General features: G+C 71.3%; 13 protein-coding genes. 5 read left to right on the top strand and 8 right to left on the bottom strand.

Translation table 11 applies throughout. The features are described from left to right. Positions 1 to 1,253 (top strand): WD40 repeat domain-containing protein (locus AB0G15_RS34885; RefSeq protein WP_362848311.1); only part of this gene is annotated, 1,253 nt, incomplete at its 5' end. 49 nt (positions 1,254 to 1,302) lie between these two features. Here AB0G15_RS34885 and AB0G15_RS34880 read toward each other — a convergent pair. The 8 genes from AB0G15_RS34880 to AB0G15_RS34845 all read right to left on the bottom strand — a co-directional run bounded on the left by AB0G15_RS34880 (position 1,303) and on the right by AB0G15_RS34845 (position 10,803). After that, positions 1,303 to 2,214: an SDR family oxidoreductase gene (locus AB0G15_RS34880; RefSeq protein WP_362848402.1), complete on the bottom strand. Its 912-nt coding sequence runs from the start codon at positions 2,212 to 2,214 to the stop codon at positions 1,303 to 1,305. An 11-nt stretch (positions 2,215 to 2,225) separates the two neighbouring features. Next, positions 2,226 to 2,834, bottom strand: coding sequence for a TetR/AcrR family transcriptional regulator (locus AB0G15_RS34875; protein WP_362848308.1), 609 nt, complete (start codon positions 2,832 to 2,834; stop codon positions 2,226 to 2,228). A gap of 119 nt (positions 2,835 to 2,953) precedes the next feature. Next, a complete protein-coding gene (locus AB0G15_RS34870; protein ID WP_362848305.1) occupies positions 2,954 to 5,632 on the bottom strand; it encodes a DUF6493 family protein in 2,679 nt (892 codons plus the stop codon). Beyond that, entirely contained in the window at positions 5,629 to 5,853 is a 225-nt protein-coding gene (locus tag AB0G15_RS34865) for a hypothetical protein (RefSeq protein ID WP_362848303.1), read from the bottom strand. The genes AB0G15_RS34870 and AB0G15_RS34865 overlap by 4 nt, the downstream gene beginning before the upstream one ends. 232 nt (positions 5,854 to 6,085) lie before the next feature. Next, positions 6,086 to 7,987: a DUF6807 family protein gene (locus AB0G15_RS34860; RefSeq protein WP_362848300.1), complete on the bottom strand. Its 1,902-nt coding sequence runs from the start codon at positions 7,985 to 7,987 to the stop codon at positions 6,086 to 6,088. Beyond that, positions 7,984 to 9,027 (bottom strand): mandelate racemase/muconate lactonizing enzyme family protein, encoded by a 1,044-nt coding sequence (locus tag AB0G15_RS34855; protein WP_362848297.1) that lies wholly within the window; start codon positions 9,025 to 9,027, stop codon positions 7,984 to 7,986. The genes AB0G15_RS34860 and AB0G15_RS34855 overlap by 4 nt, the downstream gene beginning before the upstream one ends. After that, positions 9,024 to 9,890: a 5-dehydro-4-deoxyglucarate dehydratase gene (locus AB0G15_RS34850; protein WP_362848294.1), complete on the bottom strand. Its 867-nt coding sequence runs from the start codon at positions 9,888 to 9,890 to the stop codon at positions 9,024 to 9,026. Before AB0G15_RS34850 ends, AB0G15_RS34855 begins: the two co-directional genes overlap by 4 nt. A gap of 25 nt (positions 9,891 to 9,915) precedes the next feature. Next, complete coding sequence (locus AB0G15_RS34845; protein ID WP_362848291.1) at positions 9,916 to 10,803, bottom strand: NAD(P)-dependent oxidoreductase; 888 nt, start codon at positions 10,801 to 10,803, stop codon at positions 9,916 to 9,918. 147 nt (positions 10,804 to 10,950) lie between these two features. Between AB0G15_RS34845 and AB0G15_RS34840 the strand changes: the two genes are divergently transcribed. The 4 genes from AB0G15_RS34840 (at position 10,951) to AB0G15_RS34825 (ending at position 15,450) form a co-directional block, all read left to right on the top strand. Continuing rightward, complete coding sequence (locus tag AB0G15_RS34840; RefSeq protein ID WP_362848288.1) at positions 10,951 to 11,919, top strand: LacI family DNA-binding transcriptional regulator; 969 nt, start codon at positions 10,951 to 10,953, stop codon at positions 11,917 to 11,919. Between the two features lie 445 nt (positions 11,920 to 12,364). Then, positions 12,365 to 13,306 carry a sugar ABC transporter permease gene (locus tag AB0G15_RS34835; protein ID WP_362690732.1) on the top strand — a complete coding sequence of 314 codons (942 nt, stop codon included), beginning with the start codon at positions 12,365 to 12,367 and terminating at the stop codon, positions 13,304 to 13,306. Beyond that, positions 13,290 to 14,150: a carbohydrate ABC transporter permease gene (locus AB0G15_RS34830; protein ID WP_362690735.1), complete on the top strand. Its 861-nt coding sequence runs from the start codon at positions 13,290 to 13,292 to the stop codon at positions 14,148 to 14,150. Before AB0G15_RS34835 ends, AB0G15_RS34830 begins: the two co-directional genes overlap by 17 nt. Positions 14,151 to 14,184: 34 nt before the next feature. Then, positions 14,185 to 15,450, top strand: coding sequence for an extracellular solute-binding protein (locus AB0G15_RS34825; protein WP_362848285.1), 1,266 nt, complete (start codon positions 14,185 to 14,187; stop codon positions 15,448 to 15,450). Positions 15,451 to 15,590: the final 140 nt, after the last annotated feature.

Below are 15,590 nucleotides of genomic sequence, written 5' to 3'. Positions count from 1 at the left end.
GGGAGGCCGACGGTGCCGAGCGGGCCGCTCTGACGGGTCACGTGGGGACGGTCCGTCAGGTGGTGATCGCGCCCGACAGCAGCTGGCTGGCCGCCTGCTCCGACGAGGGGACGATCCGGATCTGGCAGTCGGAACGCCCCGCGCGGCAGAACCGCAGGGGCCGGACCGGGACGGTGCGCCAGGTGACGATCTCCCCCGAGGGGAGCTGGATCGCCACGCACTCCGGTGATGGGTCGGTGAAACTCTGGAACGAGGACAGGATAGAAGGGGCGACCCTCACCGTTCCCCTCGAGAACAGCCACCGCGGCGCGGTCTCGCCGGACAAGACGTGGCTGGCCGTATGGTCGGCCGATCACGTCGTCCGGATACGCGGCGCCGGCGGCCGCAGGCGGGCCATCCCGACGGGGCACGCGGGACGCCTGCGCGGAGTGGCGATCGCTCCCGACAGCACCTGGCTGGCCACCTGGTCGGCCGACCGGACCGTACGGCTGTGGGGCGCGGGCGGCAGCAGGAGGGCGGTGCTGGCCGGTCACACCGGGCCGGTGCGCGAGGTGGTGATCGCTCCCGACAGCACCTGGCTGGCCACCTGCTCCGAGGACGGCACCGCCCGCGTGTGGTGGGCCGACGGCACCGAGCGCGCCGTCCTGGTCGCGAACGTCAGGGCGACGGCCCACCTCCTCATCTCCCCGGACGGCGGCTGGCTCGCGACCCTGTCCATCTACGGGAAGATCCAGCTCTGGAAACCGGACGGCCGCAGGTACGCCACCCTGAGGAACAGGGTGGAGGACATCGGCGAGATCACCGTGGCGCCGAACGGCAGATGGTTCGCCATCTTCTCCGCCAACGGGACGGCCGGTCTGTGGGGAGCCGACGGGAAGTCGCGGGCCTCGCTCAAGGGGTGCCCGGGACCGGCCCGGGGGGTGACGATCGCCCCCGACGGCACCTGGCTCGCCGCCTGCTTCGACGACGGCGGCGCCCGTGTCTGGTCGGCGGGCGGCACGGAACGGGCGAGGCTGTCAGGCGGCGAGGGAAGGATCCGCGGCGTGGCCATCTCCCCGGACAGCAACCTGCTCGCCACCTGCTCCGACGACGGCACCATCCGGGTGTGGGACAGGTACGGCGAGTCGTCCGCCGCCGGAGCCCGGGTCGAGGCGGGCCTCAACTGCCTGGCCTGGTTCCCCAGCGGCTTCGCCCTGGCCGCGGGCGGCGACCAGGGCCTGTACGGGTTCGACCTCTACCCTCCGCCCGAATGACGCCCGGACAGCGGCCGGTATGGCCGGCGCGGCCGGTGCGATCCGGGTGTCATCGGTAGTCCTCCGGGACCACGGCGCCGCTCTGGCGCTGGGTCGCGCCGAAGTAGCCGCCCCAGTCCGGCCGGGAGCCGTCGGCGTCGGTGAAGCGGTACTCCTTGGCCAGCTGCCAGGTCGACAGCGAACGCCCGCTCCAGCGGCTCACCTCCGGGTCGGCGGCGAGCGCGGCCACCGCGCGGCCGAGGTAGGCGGGTGTCTCCGACATCGCGAAGTAGGAGTCCTTCGCGATGCCGTCGCGCCAGGTGGCCTCGGTGACGCCGAAGTGGTCGAGCATCGCCTCCGACCGGAGGAAGCCGGGCGTGAGCGCGAGGGCGGTGACGCCGTGCGGCCGCAGGTCGCCCGCCTGCGCCAGGGCCGCCCGGATGACGCCCGCCTTGGCCAGGTCGTAGAAGAAGGTGCCCCGGTAGTCCTGGTCGGCGGTGCCGTCGGTGACCTCCACGACCAGGCCGCGGCGGCGGGCCACCATCAGCGGCAGCGCGTGCCAGCTGGTGATGATGTGCGTGTGCACCGCCTGCCGCTGCAGCAGCAGGCCGTCCTCGAGAGGCTGCTCCCACAGCGGTTTGTCCCACACCGTCAGCGGGTCCCCGCCCCAGACGTTGTTGACCAGGATGTCGAGCCTGCCGTCCTGCTCGCGGTCGATCCGCGCCACCAGCTCGCGGACCTGGGCGAGGTCCAGATGGTCGGTGGGGACGGCGATGCCGTGGCCGCCGGCGGCGGTCACCAGGTCGGCGGTCTCCTCGACGGTTTCGGGACGGTTCATCGGCGATCTCGCCGCCGCTGTGCTGCGACCCGTGACGTAGACGGTCGCGCCGGCCGCGCCGAGCTGGACGGCCGTTCCCCGGCCCCCGCCACGGGTGGCTCCGCTCACGAGGGCGACCTGTCCGGTCAGCGGTCTGTTCGTCATCGGTTCTTCTGTCACCGGTCCTCCTTGTCGCGCCGGTAGGGGTCGAGCAGCGTGCTCAGGTCGCGGCGGAGCGCCTCGGCCAGCGGCTCCGACCTGTTCATCGCCCAGGTGAGCTGGGTGCCGTTGCGGATGGAGTCGACGGCGGCGGCGAGCGCGTCCACGTCGGTGCCCGCCGCCACGTGCCCGCTCGCCACCGCCGACCGCAGGCAGGCGGCGAGCTCGGCGCGGACCGCCGCGTCGTGCTCGCCCAGCAGCTCGCGGAACTCGGGGTCGGCCAGCTCCAGGTGGAGGAACGCCAGGTGGTTGGCGAACTCCTCCGGTTCGACGTCGGGTCCGGCGCTGCGCACCACCGCGCGGATCAGCCCCTCCACCGGGTTGGCGGCGGACTCGAACGCGGCCCGCATCGGCTGGACGAACGTCTTCTCGGCCAGACCCCACCGGACGAATCCGAGCAGCAGGTCGCGCTTGCTGCCGTACCGCCCGACGAGCACGCCCGTCGACACCCCGGCCTCCCGGGCGACGTCGGCCAGTGTCAGCCGGCCCGGTCCCACCCGGCCGACCGCCGCGGCGAGCGCGACCATGATGCGCTCCTCGCTGATCGTGCGCGGTCGTCCCGCCATGACCCCTCCCATTAAATAATGAACCTTCATTATTTATAGCACACGGCGACGACCTCCTCGAGCGAAGCGTCCGGTCCGGCCGGTCCGGCCGTTCACCGGGATGAACGGCCGGACCGGGGTCAGCGGAGCCGGTCGCGCAGGCGTGCGCACTCGCGGGCGAAGCGGCTGCCGCGGCCGCTCGCCGCGTGGGCCGACACGATCGGGATCTCGCCGCGGGCCCCCGCCCAGGCCGCCACGTCGGCGGCGAGGGCCACCGCCTCGGAGTGGACCACGGTGGGACGCTCGCCCTCGCCGGGCAGCAGGACCGGCAGCATGTTCCTGAGGATCTCCCAGACCTGCTCGTGTGCCCCCTGGCGGGCGGCGTCGGTGAGGGAGGCCAGCGCCGGCCGGATCTCGAACCAGGTGCGGCGGATCAGCAGCGCGAGCTGGTGGCCGACCGCCTCGGCGGGCAGGTCGCCCCTGGCCGCCATCCGCAGCAGCGGAGGTATCGCCTCCGGGCGCCGTTCGGCCAGGAAGTAGGCGAGGATGAGCGCGGTCGCGTCACCCACCGGGCCGTCCGCCTCGGACAGGGCCGCCAGATAGGGCGGACAGACCCCCGGCTGGTTCCACTGGTAGAGCAGGTGGGGCAGGTAGTTGACGGAGACGACCTCGCGGTGCGACGGCAGGACCGCGGGCCACCAGTCCATGGCGCCACCGTGTTCCTCCCAGCGCCACTTCGACGGCTCGCCCAGCAGCTCGTCGATGAGGTCGTGCCCGGTCGGCTCTGCCCGAAGCACCGGAACCAGCCGGATCTGGCCGACGTGCCGAGGCTCGCGCTCCTCGAAGAGATACTCACTGGCATCCTCGACATAACCCCACTTCAGACCCGCCTGCGGGTCGGGCATGCCGCCTCCGGCCAGCCAGGCGGCGGCCGACGCGGCTGCCTGCGAGCCCACTCGCGCGGCGCGATCGGCGGCGTCGGGGTGTGTTCCTCTCGGCAGCCGCAGCAGCGCCTGCTGCAGGTCGGCGGCCGGCGGTTCGGCACCCGCGGCCGCGCACACCTCCAGCCGGTCCACCAGCACGTCGGGGTCGAGGTGCCCGGTCATCACCGTGGGCGTCGCCAGCAGGACGGGGGGCAGCGTCCCCTCCCGCAGCGCGACGTGGAGCTCGCTGAACCGGTGCAGCAGGAACATGTGCGGTGGCGACACCCAGCCGGGATTCGGCAACCGCCGCCGGCGGCGGACCTCCACCACGGGATCGGTTCCAGGAGTGATCACCTCCATGGCGAGGGCGGCCGCCCAGAAGGTGAGGTCGAACCAGCGCTCCATGTCGGACAGGTGGGAAAAGGTGCCGTCGAAAACGGGGGCCAGCTTCTCGCGCAGGGCCGTCCGGCCGGCTCCCGCCCGCTCGACGAAGCCGGCGAGCCACCGCTCGCACGTCACCCACCCCTGCAGGTCCCACGGGTCCAGGTCCAGGGTGGGGGCGGGGAACCGGCCGGGCTCCGCGAGGACGGGCAGCGCCGCGGGGACGAACGGCTCCGGCGCCTCCTCCGGCGCGGTCTCGCCTCCGAACCTCGCGGCCACCCGCGCCCCCAGGGCCGCGGGCAGCGTGCGAACGGCCTCGACGATCAGGCCCGCGCCCGGGCCGAAGGCGGTCGCGTGCTTGAGGGCGAGCTGGGCCGCGCGCCCCTGAACCTCGTAGGAGGTGTGCGCGAACGCCGTGACGAGCGCGTGCGCCAGCTCGTCGGCGCACGCGGGCGAGCGCCGCACCTCCTCGTCGAGCCAGCTCAGGCCGGCCCGGGCCATCTTGACCTCGGGACGGAAGGTCAGCGCGCCGATCGCCTCGACGACGTCGGCGCCGTCATGGGGGCCGGTACCGCGTACCTGGGCGAGCGCCAGCTCGGCGACCGTGCCGGGGGCGGCGGGGAGCAGCCGCAGGTAGTCACGCGCCCGCGCGGCCGCCTCCTTCCGCATCGGGTCGATCAGGTCGTGCAGCCGTACGAAGAAGCGCAGGTCGATGGCGTCACCTCCGCGCAGGAAGCGGCTCACGCAGCCGTCCAGGAGCTCCTCGCGCGACACCTTTCCTGCCGCGAGGAGCCGTCCGAGCAGGGAGAGCCACCGGGTGGGCACGGGCGTCAGCCGTTCCTCCCGCAGGACGCGGCCCGCCCCCTCCACCTCGAAGATCCTCGCGAGCAGCGGACCGGTCAGCGGGTCGTCGTCCACCATCTCGGCGGAGAGCCAGGCGAGCACGAGGGGGTCGTGCTCGGGCGGCTCGCAGCCGGAGGCCCGCAGCAGCGCCAGCGCGAGCGGGACGATGCGATCGCCCGCCGCGCGGATCCTCCTGGAGAGCCTGCCCGCCACGTCGGCCTGCCAGCCGGCGGGGCGGGCGGCCAGCACCCTGACCACCCCGGCCGGATCCGCCCGCGGCGCCCACCGGGGGTTGAGCTCGCGGCGGGCCAGCCAGGCGGCCACCGCGGCGGGACCCGAGATCGTGCCCGCGCCCGCGATGCGCAGCGCCGTCCCGAACTCGGCCAGCACGTCGTCCGCCATCGAGCGGGCGATCGCCTGACGCACCTCCTCCTCCCAGGGGAGCAGGTCGTCTCTCTCCTCGTCGGAGGCGAGGTCGAAGTCGAAGTCGAGGTCGGCCGACCCGCTCTCCCAGGCCATCCGCGTGGTGGTCTCGCGCAGTTCCTTGAGGAACCCCGGCAGCCGCCCCGCCACCTCGGCGCGCTCGGCCTCGGTCAGCGCGACCACGCGGTCGGCCAGCGGTCCGGCCTCGCGCCGGGTGATGAGGTCGCGCACCTCCTGCCAGGCGGTCACGGGGTCACCTCCACGGCGGTACGGGAGGTGACCCGGGCGGCCCGCTCCTCGCGCGGCGGCCCGCCGTGGCCGGCGCCGGGTGTCTCCCCGCCGGACACCTCGCCGTCCAGGGTCTCGTCACCGGCTGCCGGTGGCCCCGGACGCCCGTCTCCTACCCGGGGCCCGTCTTCTACCAGGGGGGAGGGCGCGGCGTAGCCGTACGCCCGCGTCGCACTTGTCATGTGCCGGAGAGTAGAGATCATCACCGACAAAGTGAGCGCGGCGGCGGACCGGTACGGCAGCCGGACGAAGGCGTCCTGCCGATCCCGGCGACCCGCCAGGCGCGGGGAGCCGCCAGGCATGGGGAGCCGCCAGGCATGGGGAGCCGGCCGTGCCGGTTCCCCACTGTCACGGTCCGCCGCGGGGCGCCGCCCCGTCGAGGCGCCCCGCGGCGGAGGCCCTTATGAGAGGTCCTTATGAGACGACGAGCTCCGCGGCGAGGGCGGCGGCCCGTTCGGTGGTGAGCCGCCCGTCGGCGACCACGACGGTGATCGCGCGTTCCAGCCGGTCGGGGACGGTCAGCGGCGCGTCCCAGGCCAGGGCCGGTCCGACGCCCGGGTACTCGGCGACGCGGACGAACCACGGGTCGAGACCGAGGGTCTGCACGAACAGCAGGCTCCAGTCGTCGGAGGTGAGTGCCAGCCAGGGCGAGAGGCCGCCGTGCACGGCCCGCTCGCCGGAGGCGCCGGCGGCGAAGACGTCCAGCCCGGGGGAGTCCTTGGGCGCGCGCCAGAAGAACCCGCCGTAGCCGGCGCCGGTCCGGCCCTTGCAGGCCGAGCTCTGGATCGACAGCGGCTCGCCGGTCCGGTTGTGCAGGGTGAAGGCGACGTCCAGCGCCCAGGCGCCGGGCAGGGCGCGGGCGGTGAGGGTCCGCTCCTCGGCGGCCAGGACGGCGCCGTCCGGTCCTACCCAGTCGAGGTGCTCGGTGAAGCCGCCGTCCACGGGGCGCAGCGAGCGCCGTCGCTGCCGCCCGTGGTTGGGGAGGATCTTCGGGCCGGTGCCGGGTACGTAGGTGGAGCCGCCCCAGAAGTTGACCCCGTTGACATCCGAGATCGCCACGCTCGCCCCGAAGTGGTGCACGTGGTCCGCGGGCTGGGTCTCGGTCACGAGCGTCCCGCCAAGGGTCCGCACCGGATGCAGGTAGGGCCGCGGCGCGTCCGTCGGCTGGAGGTCGCCCCGCCGGGTGTAGGTCGCGACCTCTCGCGAACCGACGCGCAGCGACGATTCGGGCCAGGTGCTCGGCCGGGAGGCGAGGCTGCCGGGAAAACCGACCTCCGACAGGGTCTTCAGCTCCGCGGCCGCGCGCACGGCCAGGCCGTCGATGCCCGGCAGCACCAGCCGGGACGGCTCCGCGCGGAAGCCGTCGACGGGCAGCGGGTCGGGCGCGCGCCGGATCTCGTCGAGCAGCCGGGTGAAGCCGCCGGTCCGCTCCAGCGGCACCAGCAGTTCCTCACCCTCCCTGATGTGCGCCAGGAGATTGCCGAGGAGGTCGACCCGGTCGAAGCCGGTACGGACGCCGTCCACCTCGATCTCGTCGAGGGTGTAGAAGAGCAGGGCGGAGCGTGTCTCGCCGTGCAGATGCAGATAGGGCTCGGTCCGGCGGTCGCCGCAGAGGCTCACGGTGACCGCGATGACTGTTCCGTCGGCGAGGCGCAGCCGGGCGCTGGAGGTGTCGTCGGAGGAGATCGCGTTGGCCCGGTACAGCTCCAGCTCGATCCCCTCGACCGAGGAGACCGCGTCGGCCCCGGCGACGGCCAGCGCGGTGGCCACCGCGTGCGCGAACGGATTGGTCAGCGCGCCGTCCATCACGTCCACGCCGTCCAGCCGCCGGTGCCCGGCCCAGGGGGCGCGCGTGTAGTAGGCGAACGGGCGCGTCCAGGACCCGGCGACGCCGATGGCGCGGATCGGCTCGCCCAGCAGTCCGGCCGCCGCGGGGACGGCGGCCGAGCCGAGCGACTGGAAGCCGACCTGGCAGGCCAGCCCCGTCTCGGCCACGGCGGCGGAGATCCGCTCGAACTCCTCCACCGACGGCGCGGGGGGTTTCTCCAGCAGCACGTGCGCCCCGGCCCGCAGGGCCGCGACCGCCAGCGGCGCGTGGGTGTGGATCGGCGTCGCGATCACCGCCACCTCCGCCCCGGTCTCGGCGATCAGCGACGGCAGGTCCGCCGACCACGGCACGTCGAGGCCGGACGCCGGCCGGGTGTCGCAGACCCCGGCGAGCTCTGCCCGTCCGGCCGCGGCCAGCCGCCGGACGTTCTCCACGTGGTTTTGCCCGTGGCCGTGGATCCCGGCGACCACCACTCGAACCGGCTTCACGGCACCCACCTCGTCGGTGCCCCGGTCGCCCGCAGCTCCGGCCCGGTGATCTCCACGGGAAAGGGCTCGGCGAGCAGCCCGAGATCGGTGAGCGTGGCGTCCTCCACCCGCTCCACCATCGCGGGATGGTGCAGCGCGAGGGCGAGCTGGCCCGACAGCTCGGTGAGCAGATGCGGATAGACCGGGACGCTGAAGGCGCGGGCGAGCTCGGCGATCCGCAGGAACGGCGTGATCCCGCCGACCCGCACCAGGTTCGGCTGGACGACGTCGCAGGCGCCCGCGGTCAGCAGGTCGCGAAACCCGTGGACGGTGGCGACGTTCTCGCCGACCGCGACCGGGATGGAGACGCTGCGCCGCAGCTCCACCTGGGCGGCGAGGTCGTCGGCGGGCAGCGGCTCCTCGATCCAGAACAGGTCGTACCTCTCCAGGGCCCGCAGGGCGATCCTGGCCCGGTGCAGGTCCCAGCGCTGGTTGGCGTCGATCATCAGCAGCCGGTCGGGGCCGATCACCTCACGGACCGCCGCCACCCGCTCGACGTCCTCGGCGAGTGAGGGGCGGCCGACCTTGATCTTGACCGCGGTGTGTCCGGCGGCGACCCACCGTCCGGCCTGCGCGCGGAGCTCCTCCAGCGAGTAGTGGCGGTTGATCCCGCTGCCGTAGACGGGGACGCTCTCGCGCCGCGCGCCGAGGACCTCGACCAGCGGGCGCTCGCCGCAGCGCAGGTCCCACAGCGCGAGGTCCACCCCGGCCAGGGCGATCGGCACGATCCCGGACCGCCCCGCCTCGCCGAGGCGGGCCGACAACCGGTCCCACACGAGCTCCGGATGCGGTGGCAGGCCGATCACCGCGTCGCGGACGTCGTGCTCCAGCAGGGCCTTGATCGCCTGGGCGCCGATCTGCGGCGTCCACGCCAGGCCGGTGCCGCGCCGGCCGTCGTTCAGGGTGATCGTGACGAGCAGCGCGTGGTTGAAGGGCACGTCCGCGCCCCAGGGCCGGGTCAGCGGCACCGAGCGCGGCGTGACCGTCAAGTCCTTGATCATGAGGCCACCAGGGCGAGCCCGGATTTGATCAGCGCCTCGAGCTCGGCCTCGTGCTCGGGTGCCACCGGGACCAGCGGTGGCCGGACCGCACCGGCGTCCAGCCCGCGCAGCCGCACCCCCGCCTTGACCAGCGACACCGCGTAGCCCGGCACCTTGGAACGCAATCGCACCAGCGGCGCGTAGAACTCGGTGATCAGCCGCTCGTCGCCGTGCAGGTAGGCGTTGGCGATCTCGGGCGCGAAGCAGAACACCGCGCTGGAGTACAGGCCGACGCCCAGGGCCCGGTAGGCGGGCTGGGTCAGCTCGGCGGTCGGCAGCCCGTTGAAGAACAGGAAGTCCGGGCGGGCCTCCCGGACGGCCAGCACGATCCGCTGCATCCGGTCGATGTCGCCGAGGCCGTCCTTCAGCCCGATGACACCGGGGATCGCGGCCAGCTCGACCGCCGCCTCCGGCTCGAGCGCGATCGGCCCGCGCTGGTAAACGATCACCGGGAGCTCGGCGGCGATCGTCCGTACGTACTCGGGGAAACCGGGTCCCTGGACGAGATAGGGCGGCATGAGCAGCAGCCCGTCGGCACCCGCTTCGCGGGCGGCCCGCGCCTGGGCGAGCGCCGCGCCGATCGGCCCGCCCGCCCCGGCGAACACCGGGACGGCCCCGCCCGCCGTCTCCACCGCCACCCGGACGACCTCGGCGTGCTCGGCCTCCGACAGCGCGGTGAACTCGCCGGTCCCGCAGGCGGCGAACACGCCGCCCGGCCGGTGCTCGAGCCCCCGCCGGACGTGGTCGGCCAGCACGCCGGGCGCGAGCCCGCCGTCCGGGCCGAAGGGGGTCACGGGAAAGAAAAGGACACCATCGAGGTTCATGATCGGGGTCTCTCTTTCAGGAGGGTCAGGAGAGTTCGGTGCGCCAGCTGCGCTTGGCGGTCCAGCCGAGCAGTCGCTCCGCCTTGGCGGAGGAGAAGGCGGGGGCGGTGCCGGTCAGGTGGGCGGCGAACGCCTTCGTCTCCGGCATGACGGTCGGCAGCAACTCGGCCAGCGGCTCGCGCGCCAGGGCGTCGCCGGCGCCCGCGAAGAAGACCTCGCCGTTCGTCTCCAGCAGGGGGAGCCTGGTGAGCAGCGCGTCGACGAAGTCGCCGGCGTCGCGGGCGTCGAGGTAGTTGAACAGGGAGACCCCGCCTATCTCGGGCCGGTCCAGCCGCTCGGTGATCGTGTGCCCGGACTGGGTGGGCGCGCCCTCCCACTCCTCGGGCGCGACGACGAAGCAGGGGCGGAACGCGGCCATCCGGGTGGCCTCACCGGTCCGGGCGAACGTCCGCATGGTCTGCTCGGCCACGACCTTCGACAGGTTGTAGGCGTTCCAGGGCTCCGTCGGGTGGTCCTCGTCAAGGGGCAGGTAGGCGGGGGTCCAGCCGCCGGGCGCGCCGTAACCGATCACCGTGGGGCTGCTCGCCACGATGAGCTTCTCCACGCCGAGGGCGACCGAGGCCGCGCAGACGTTGAAGGCGAGCTGGGTGTTGACACGGAACGTGGTGGGCTCGGTACGGCTGAACGGCACCGCGATGGCCGCCAGATGGACCACCGCCTCCGGCCGGAACCGCGCGATCACCGCGTGGGCCTCACCCAGGTCGGTGAGATCCGCCGGAAGGGTCGAGGCGGCCTCGCGAGGGGTTCCCGGCGCGCTGTCCACGCCGATCACCTCGTGTCCGGCCGCCGCGAGCGAGGTGACCACGCTGCGGCCGAGCCGGCCTGCGCTGCCGGTGACGAGCACTCTGCTCACCGTGTGGACTCCTTTTGAAGACTGCAATCAGTTGCAGTAAACAATCGCGTCAGGCGGGACAATACGTCAAGTGAGCGGTGTCAATCACCGGCAACCGGTCTCAGGATGGTTGACCTATCTGCAAACGATTGCGTTAAGGTGTGCGGCATGTCAGTGACCATCCGGGACGTCGCCCAGGCGTCAGGCGTTCATGTGTCGACGGTTTCCCGGACCTTCTCGGCACCCCATCTGGTGAACGCCGAGACCCGGACCCGGGTGCTGGCGGCGGCCGAACAGCTCGACTACCGGCCCAACCGGGCGGCCCGCTCGCTCAAGACGGGCCGCACCAACAACATCGGGCTGATCGTGGCCGATCTGGCCAACCCGTTCTTCCCCCCGCTGATCAAGGCCGCGCAGGCAGCGGCCCGCCGCCAGGACTACCACCTGTTCGTGGCCGACACCGGCGAGGACCCCGTCGAGGAGGAGAATCTCGTACTGGCCTTCTCCAAGCAGGTCGACGGCGTCGTGCTGTGCAGCCCGCGACTGTCCAACAAGGCCCTCGAGAAGCTTTCGGAGCAGGTCTCGTTCGTGCTGGTCAACCGGCGTATCCGCGGGCTGACCACGGTCGTGATGGACGTCGCGAACGGCGCCCGCGCCGCCATGGAGCACCTCGTGAGCCTCGGTCACCGGCGCGTCGCCCTGGTGGCCGGCCCCGCCGGCTCGTGGACCAGTGGCGAGATCCGCAAGGCCGTCTCGGAGATCCCCGGTCTCGACACGGTGGTCATCGGCCCCAACTCTCCCACCGAGGAGGGCGGGATCGCCGCCGCACCCATGATCGCCGAGGCGGGGGTGACCGGGGTGCTCGCCTACAACGACCTCGTCGCCATCGGCCTCATCGAGGGACTGGAGGTCCTCGGCGTCGACGTGCCCGGCGACGTCAGCGTGATCGGTTTCGACGACAGCATCACCGGACGGCTGCACCGTCCCAAACTCACCACGGTCGCGATGCCCGCGAGCGACGCCGGCCGGATGGCGGTGGACCTGCTCATCCAGTCGATGAGCGCCGCGACCGTCCTGGAGACCCATCTGGTGGTCCGGGAGTCCACCGCGCCTCCCAAGGGTCACCGCGTCTCCTGAGGTCCGTCGAGCCCCTTGGAGCTCGCCGCGCCTTTTGGAACTCGTCGCGTCTCCTGGGGTTCGCCGCGCCCTTTGGAGTTCACCGCGTCTCCTGAGGTCCATTGCGCCCCTTGGTAATTCACTGCGCCTCTTGGAGCCCGCCGCGCCCGCGGGGGGGCTGACGCGCCCGGAGCGGGCACCTCGTCCAAGGGGCGGCCACCAGGCACTTCTTACTCGTCCCGCCGGGGGCGGATCACGATCCGCTACTGCAATCGGTTGTACTAACTCGTGTTCGAGCGAGTTTTTTCCGTTCGGCCTCTGACGAGGGATATCCCTTCTGAGCTGCGATAACAATAAAACCGAAGGTTACGATTCGTGAGCCAGCTCACTGCAAAGGGTTGACGTCTTAGTTTGTGAAGCTATAGGAAAAGCGCATCCCATTCACCAACTCCCCGAAGGGCCAGTGATGACGCTGAGTCCCGCACCGGCGGGGGCCCCCCAGCCAGGGCGTCTCAAGAGCCACCGAAGCCGAACGCAGGCGCGGGCGGCCTATCTGTTCCTGGCCCCTTGGTTCATCGGCCTGTTCGCGATCACGCTCGGCCCGATGATCGCCTCGCTCTACCTGTCGTTCACCGACTACAGCCTGCTGACCGAGGCCAAGTGGGTCGGGTTCGACAACTACGTGAAGATGTTCACCCAGGACGACCGGTTCATGGCGTCGCTGCAGGTGACGACCACCTACGTGCTGGTGTCCGTCCCGCTGCAGCTGGCCTTCGCCCTCGCGCTGGCGCTCGTGCTGGACAAGGGCCTGCGCGGACTGCCGTTCTACCGCTCGATCTTCTATCTGCCGTCGCTGCTCGGAGGCAGCGTGGCGATCTCGATCCTCTGGCGGAAGATCTTCGGGACCGACGGCATCGTCAACTCGTTCCTGGGCCTGTTCGGCTACGAGGGCCAGGGCTGGGTGACCAGTCCCGACACCGCGCTGTGGACACTGATCGTCCTGCACATCTGGACGTTCGGAGCCCCGATGGTCATCTTCCTGGCCGGGCTCCGCCAGATCCCGCAGAGCCTGTACGAGGCGGCCTCGGTCGACGGCGCCGGCAGGTGGCGCAACTTCCGCTCGATCACCCTGCCGCTGCTCACCCCGATCATCTTCTTCAACCTGGTGCTGGAGGTGATCAAGTCGTTCCAGTCCTTCACCCAGTCGTTCATCGTCAGCGGTGGCAACGGCGGACCGGTCGACTCGACGCTCTTCTACACGCTCTACCTCTACATCAAGGGCTTCAAGAATTACGAAATGGGTTACGCGGCCGGAATGGCCTGGGTGCTGCTGCTCATCATCGCCGCGCTGACCGGTGTCAACTTCCTCATGTCTCGATTCTGGGTTTTCTATGGCGACGACAAGTAAGCGCGTGCCGGTCCTGTTCCGGCCCGCCCCGCGCCTGCTCAGGCACCTGTTGCTCATCGGCGCCGGGCTGTTCATGCTCTACCCGCTGCTCTGGATGGTCTCCAGCTCGTTCAAACCCGAGGAGCTGATCTTCCGGGAGCCGGGGTTGATGCCGACCGCGGTGACGGCGGAGAACTACACCGAGGGCTGGGACGCCCTCAAGCACTCCTTCGGCTACTATCTGTGGAACTCGGCGGTCCTCACCGCGCTGGCGGTGGTCGGCAACCTGATCGCCTGCTCCCTCGCGGCCTACGCCTTCGCCCGGCTGGAGTTCCCGCTGAAGAAGATGTGGTTCGCGATCATGCTCGGCTCGATCATGCTGCCGCACCACGTCACGGTCGTCCCTCAGTACATCGTGTTCGCCAAGATCGACTGGATCAACACGATCTGGCCGATCGTCGCGCCGAAGTTCCTCGCGACCGACGCGTTCTTCATCTTCCTGATGGTGCAGTTCATCCGCACCCTTCCCCGGGAACTGGACGAGGCGGCGGCGATCGACGGTGCCGGCTACTGGCGCACGTTCGTCCAGGTGATCCTGCCCCTGTGCGTTCCGGCGCTGGCGACCACCGCGATCTTCACCTTCATCTGGACGTGGAACGACTTCTTCACCCAGAACCTCTACCTGACCAACTCCGACAATCTCACCGTCCCCGTCGCGCTGCGGCAGTTCATGGACTCCAGCGGCGAATCCTCCTGGGGACCGCTGTTCGCGATGTCGATCATCTCTCTCGGCCCGATCTTCGGGTTCTTTCTCGCGGGCCAGAAGTATCTTGTTCGCGGCATGGCGACCACCGGTCTCAAATAACCCCTCCCACCCCCATCCCCCCGGAGGTATCTCGATGAAGCGAATCCTGGCGGCCACCGCCATCACCCTGCTCGCCGTCTCGGCCACAGCATGTGGCAGCGACGGTGGCGGCGGCGAGTCGGACGGGAAGACGAAGGTCGTCTTCTCGTACTGGGGCAGCGATGCCCGGCAGAAGCTGACGGAGACGGCCATCGCCGCGTTCGAGAAGAAGAACCCGACGATCGATATCGAAGGCGACTTCTCCGACTGGGACAGCTACTACGAGAAGCTGGCCACCAAGACCGCGGCCGGCGACGCGCCGGACGTCATGTCCATCGAGATCCGAGGTCTCGCCGAGTACGCGGGCCGCGCCACCCTCGCCGACCTCAACGGCAAGGTCAACACCGCCGACCTCGACCAGGAGGTGCTCAAGGCCGGCCAGGTCGACGGCAAGCAGTACGCCATCCCCACCGGCGTCAACACCTTCCCGATGATCGTCAACAAGGCGGCGGTGGAGAAGGCCGGCGAGAGGATCCCGGACGACACGACCTGGACCTGGGACGAGTACATCGCGCTCGCCCAGAGGGTGACCCAGAAGGGCGACGGCAAGGTCTGGGGCACCGAGTACAACGAGAACCCCGCCTTCCTGCAGCTGTTCGCCGCCCAGCGCGGGGAGCAGTTCTACAAGGACGGCAAGATCGGCCTGTCGGAGCAGGTCATCAAGGACTGGTGGGCCCTCCTGCAGAAGATCATCTCCACCAAGGCCGGACCGGACGCCGCCCTGATGCTGGAGACCGGCACCAAGGTCGACCAGGCCCTGCTCGCCACGAACGCCAGCGCGTTCGGCAGCTGGTGGAGCAACCAGCTCACCGCGCTGAGCAAGGGCTCCGGCCAGGAGCTCGACCTGCTGCGGATGCCGAAGGCCGAGGGCGCGGCCACCGCCGGCATGTTCCTGCAGCCGGCGATGTACTACACGATCTCGTCCAAGACCGAGAAGGCCGACGCCGCCCAGAAGTTCGTCGACTTCCTCGTCAACGACCCCGAGGCCGGCGCCATCCTGCTCAGCGACCGCGGCCTGCCGACCAACGCCAAGGTCGTCGCCGCCATCAAGGACAAGCTGACCCCGACCGACCAGAAGGTGCTGGCCTTCATCGACTCGATCAGGAGCGAGCTGAGCCCGATCTCGATCCCGCCGAAGGGTGCCATGGAGATGGAGGACATCCTCAAGCGCGCCACCGACTCGGTGCTGTTCGGCAAGGCCTCTGCGGACGACGCGGCGAGGGCCTTCCTCACCGAGGCCAACGCCGCCATCACCAAGTAGCCGGCGGTAGCCGGGATCCGCTGACGTGGCGGTCGGCGCGCGGCGCCCCCGAGGGCGCGCCCCCGCGCACCACAGTTTTTGTTTTGGGGGATGGTGGGGTACGCCGTGGGGGGGGGGGGGCCCCCCGGGCAGGGGGTAAA

This window comes from Streptosporangium sp. NPDC023825, assembly GCF_040639575.1.
In the GTDB taxonomy this organism is placed as follows: Bacteria; Actinomycetota; Actinomycetes; order Streptosporangiales; family Streptosporangiaceae; genus Streptosporangium.
Note: the sequence above shows the minus strand (reverse complement) of the source record. Positions and strands in the feature narration are given on the sequence as shown.

Coding starts and splice junctions, on each gene's coding strand:
- AB0G15_RS34880 (WP_362848402.1), bottom strand. CDS start 2,214: ATGACGAACAGACCGCTGACCGGACAGGTCGCCCTCGTGAGCGGAGCC.
- AB0G15_RS34875 (WP_362848308.1), bottom strand. CDS start 2,834: ATGGCGGGACGACCGCGCACGATCAGCGAGGAGCGCATCATGGTCGCG.
- AB0G15_RS34865 (WP_362848303.1), bottom strand. CDS start 5,853: ATGACAAGTGCGACGCGGGCGTACGGCTACGCCGCGCCCTCCCCCCTG.
- AB0G15_RS34855 (WP_362848297.1), bottom strand. CDS start 9,027: ATGATCAAGGACTTGACGGTCACGCCGCGCTCGGTGCCGCTGACCCGG.
- AB0G15_RS34850 (WP_362848294.1), bottom strand. CDS start 9,890: ATGAACCTCGATGGTGTCCTTTTCTTTCCCGTGACCCCCTTCGGCCCG.
- AB0G15_RS34840 (WP_362848288.1), top strand. CDS start 10,951: ATGTCAGTGACCATCCGGGACGTCGCCCAGGCGTCAGGCGTTCATGTG.
- AB0G15_RS34835 (WP_362690732.1), top strand. CDS start 12,365: ATGACGCTGAGTCCCGCACCGGCGGGGGCCCCCCAGCCAGGGCGTCTC.
- AB0G15_RS34830 (WP_362690735.1), top strand. CDS start 13,290: ATGGCGACGACAAGTAAGCGCGTGCCGGTCCTGTTCCGGCCCGCCCCG.
- AB0G15_RS34825 (WP_362848285.1), top strand. CDS start 14,185: ATGAAGCGAATCCTGGCGGCCACCGCCATCACCCTGCTCGCCGTCTCG.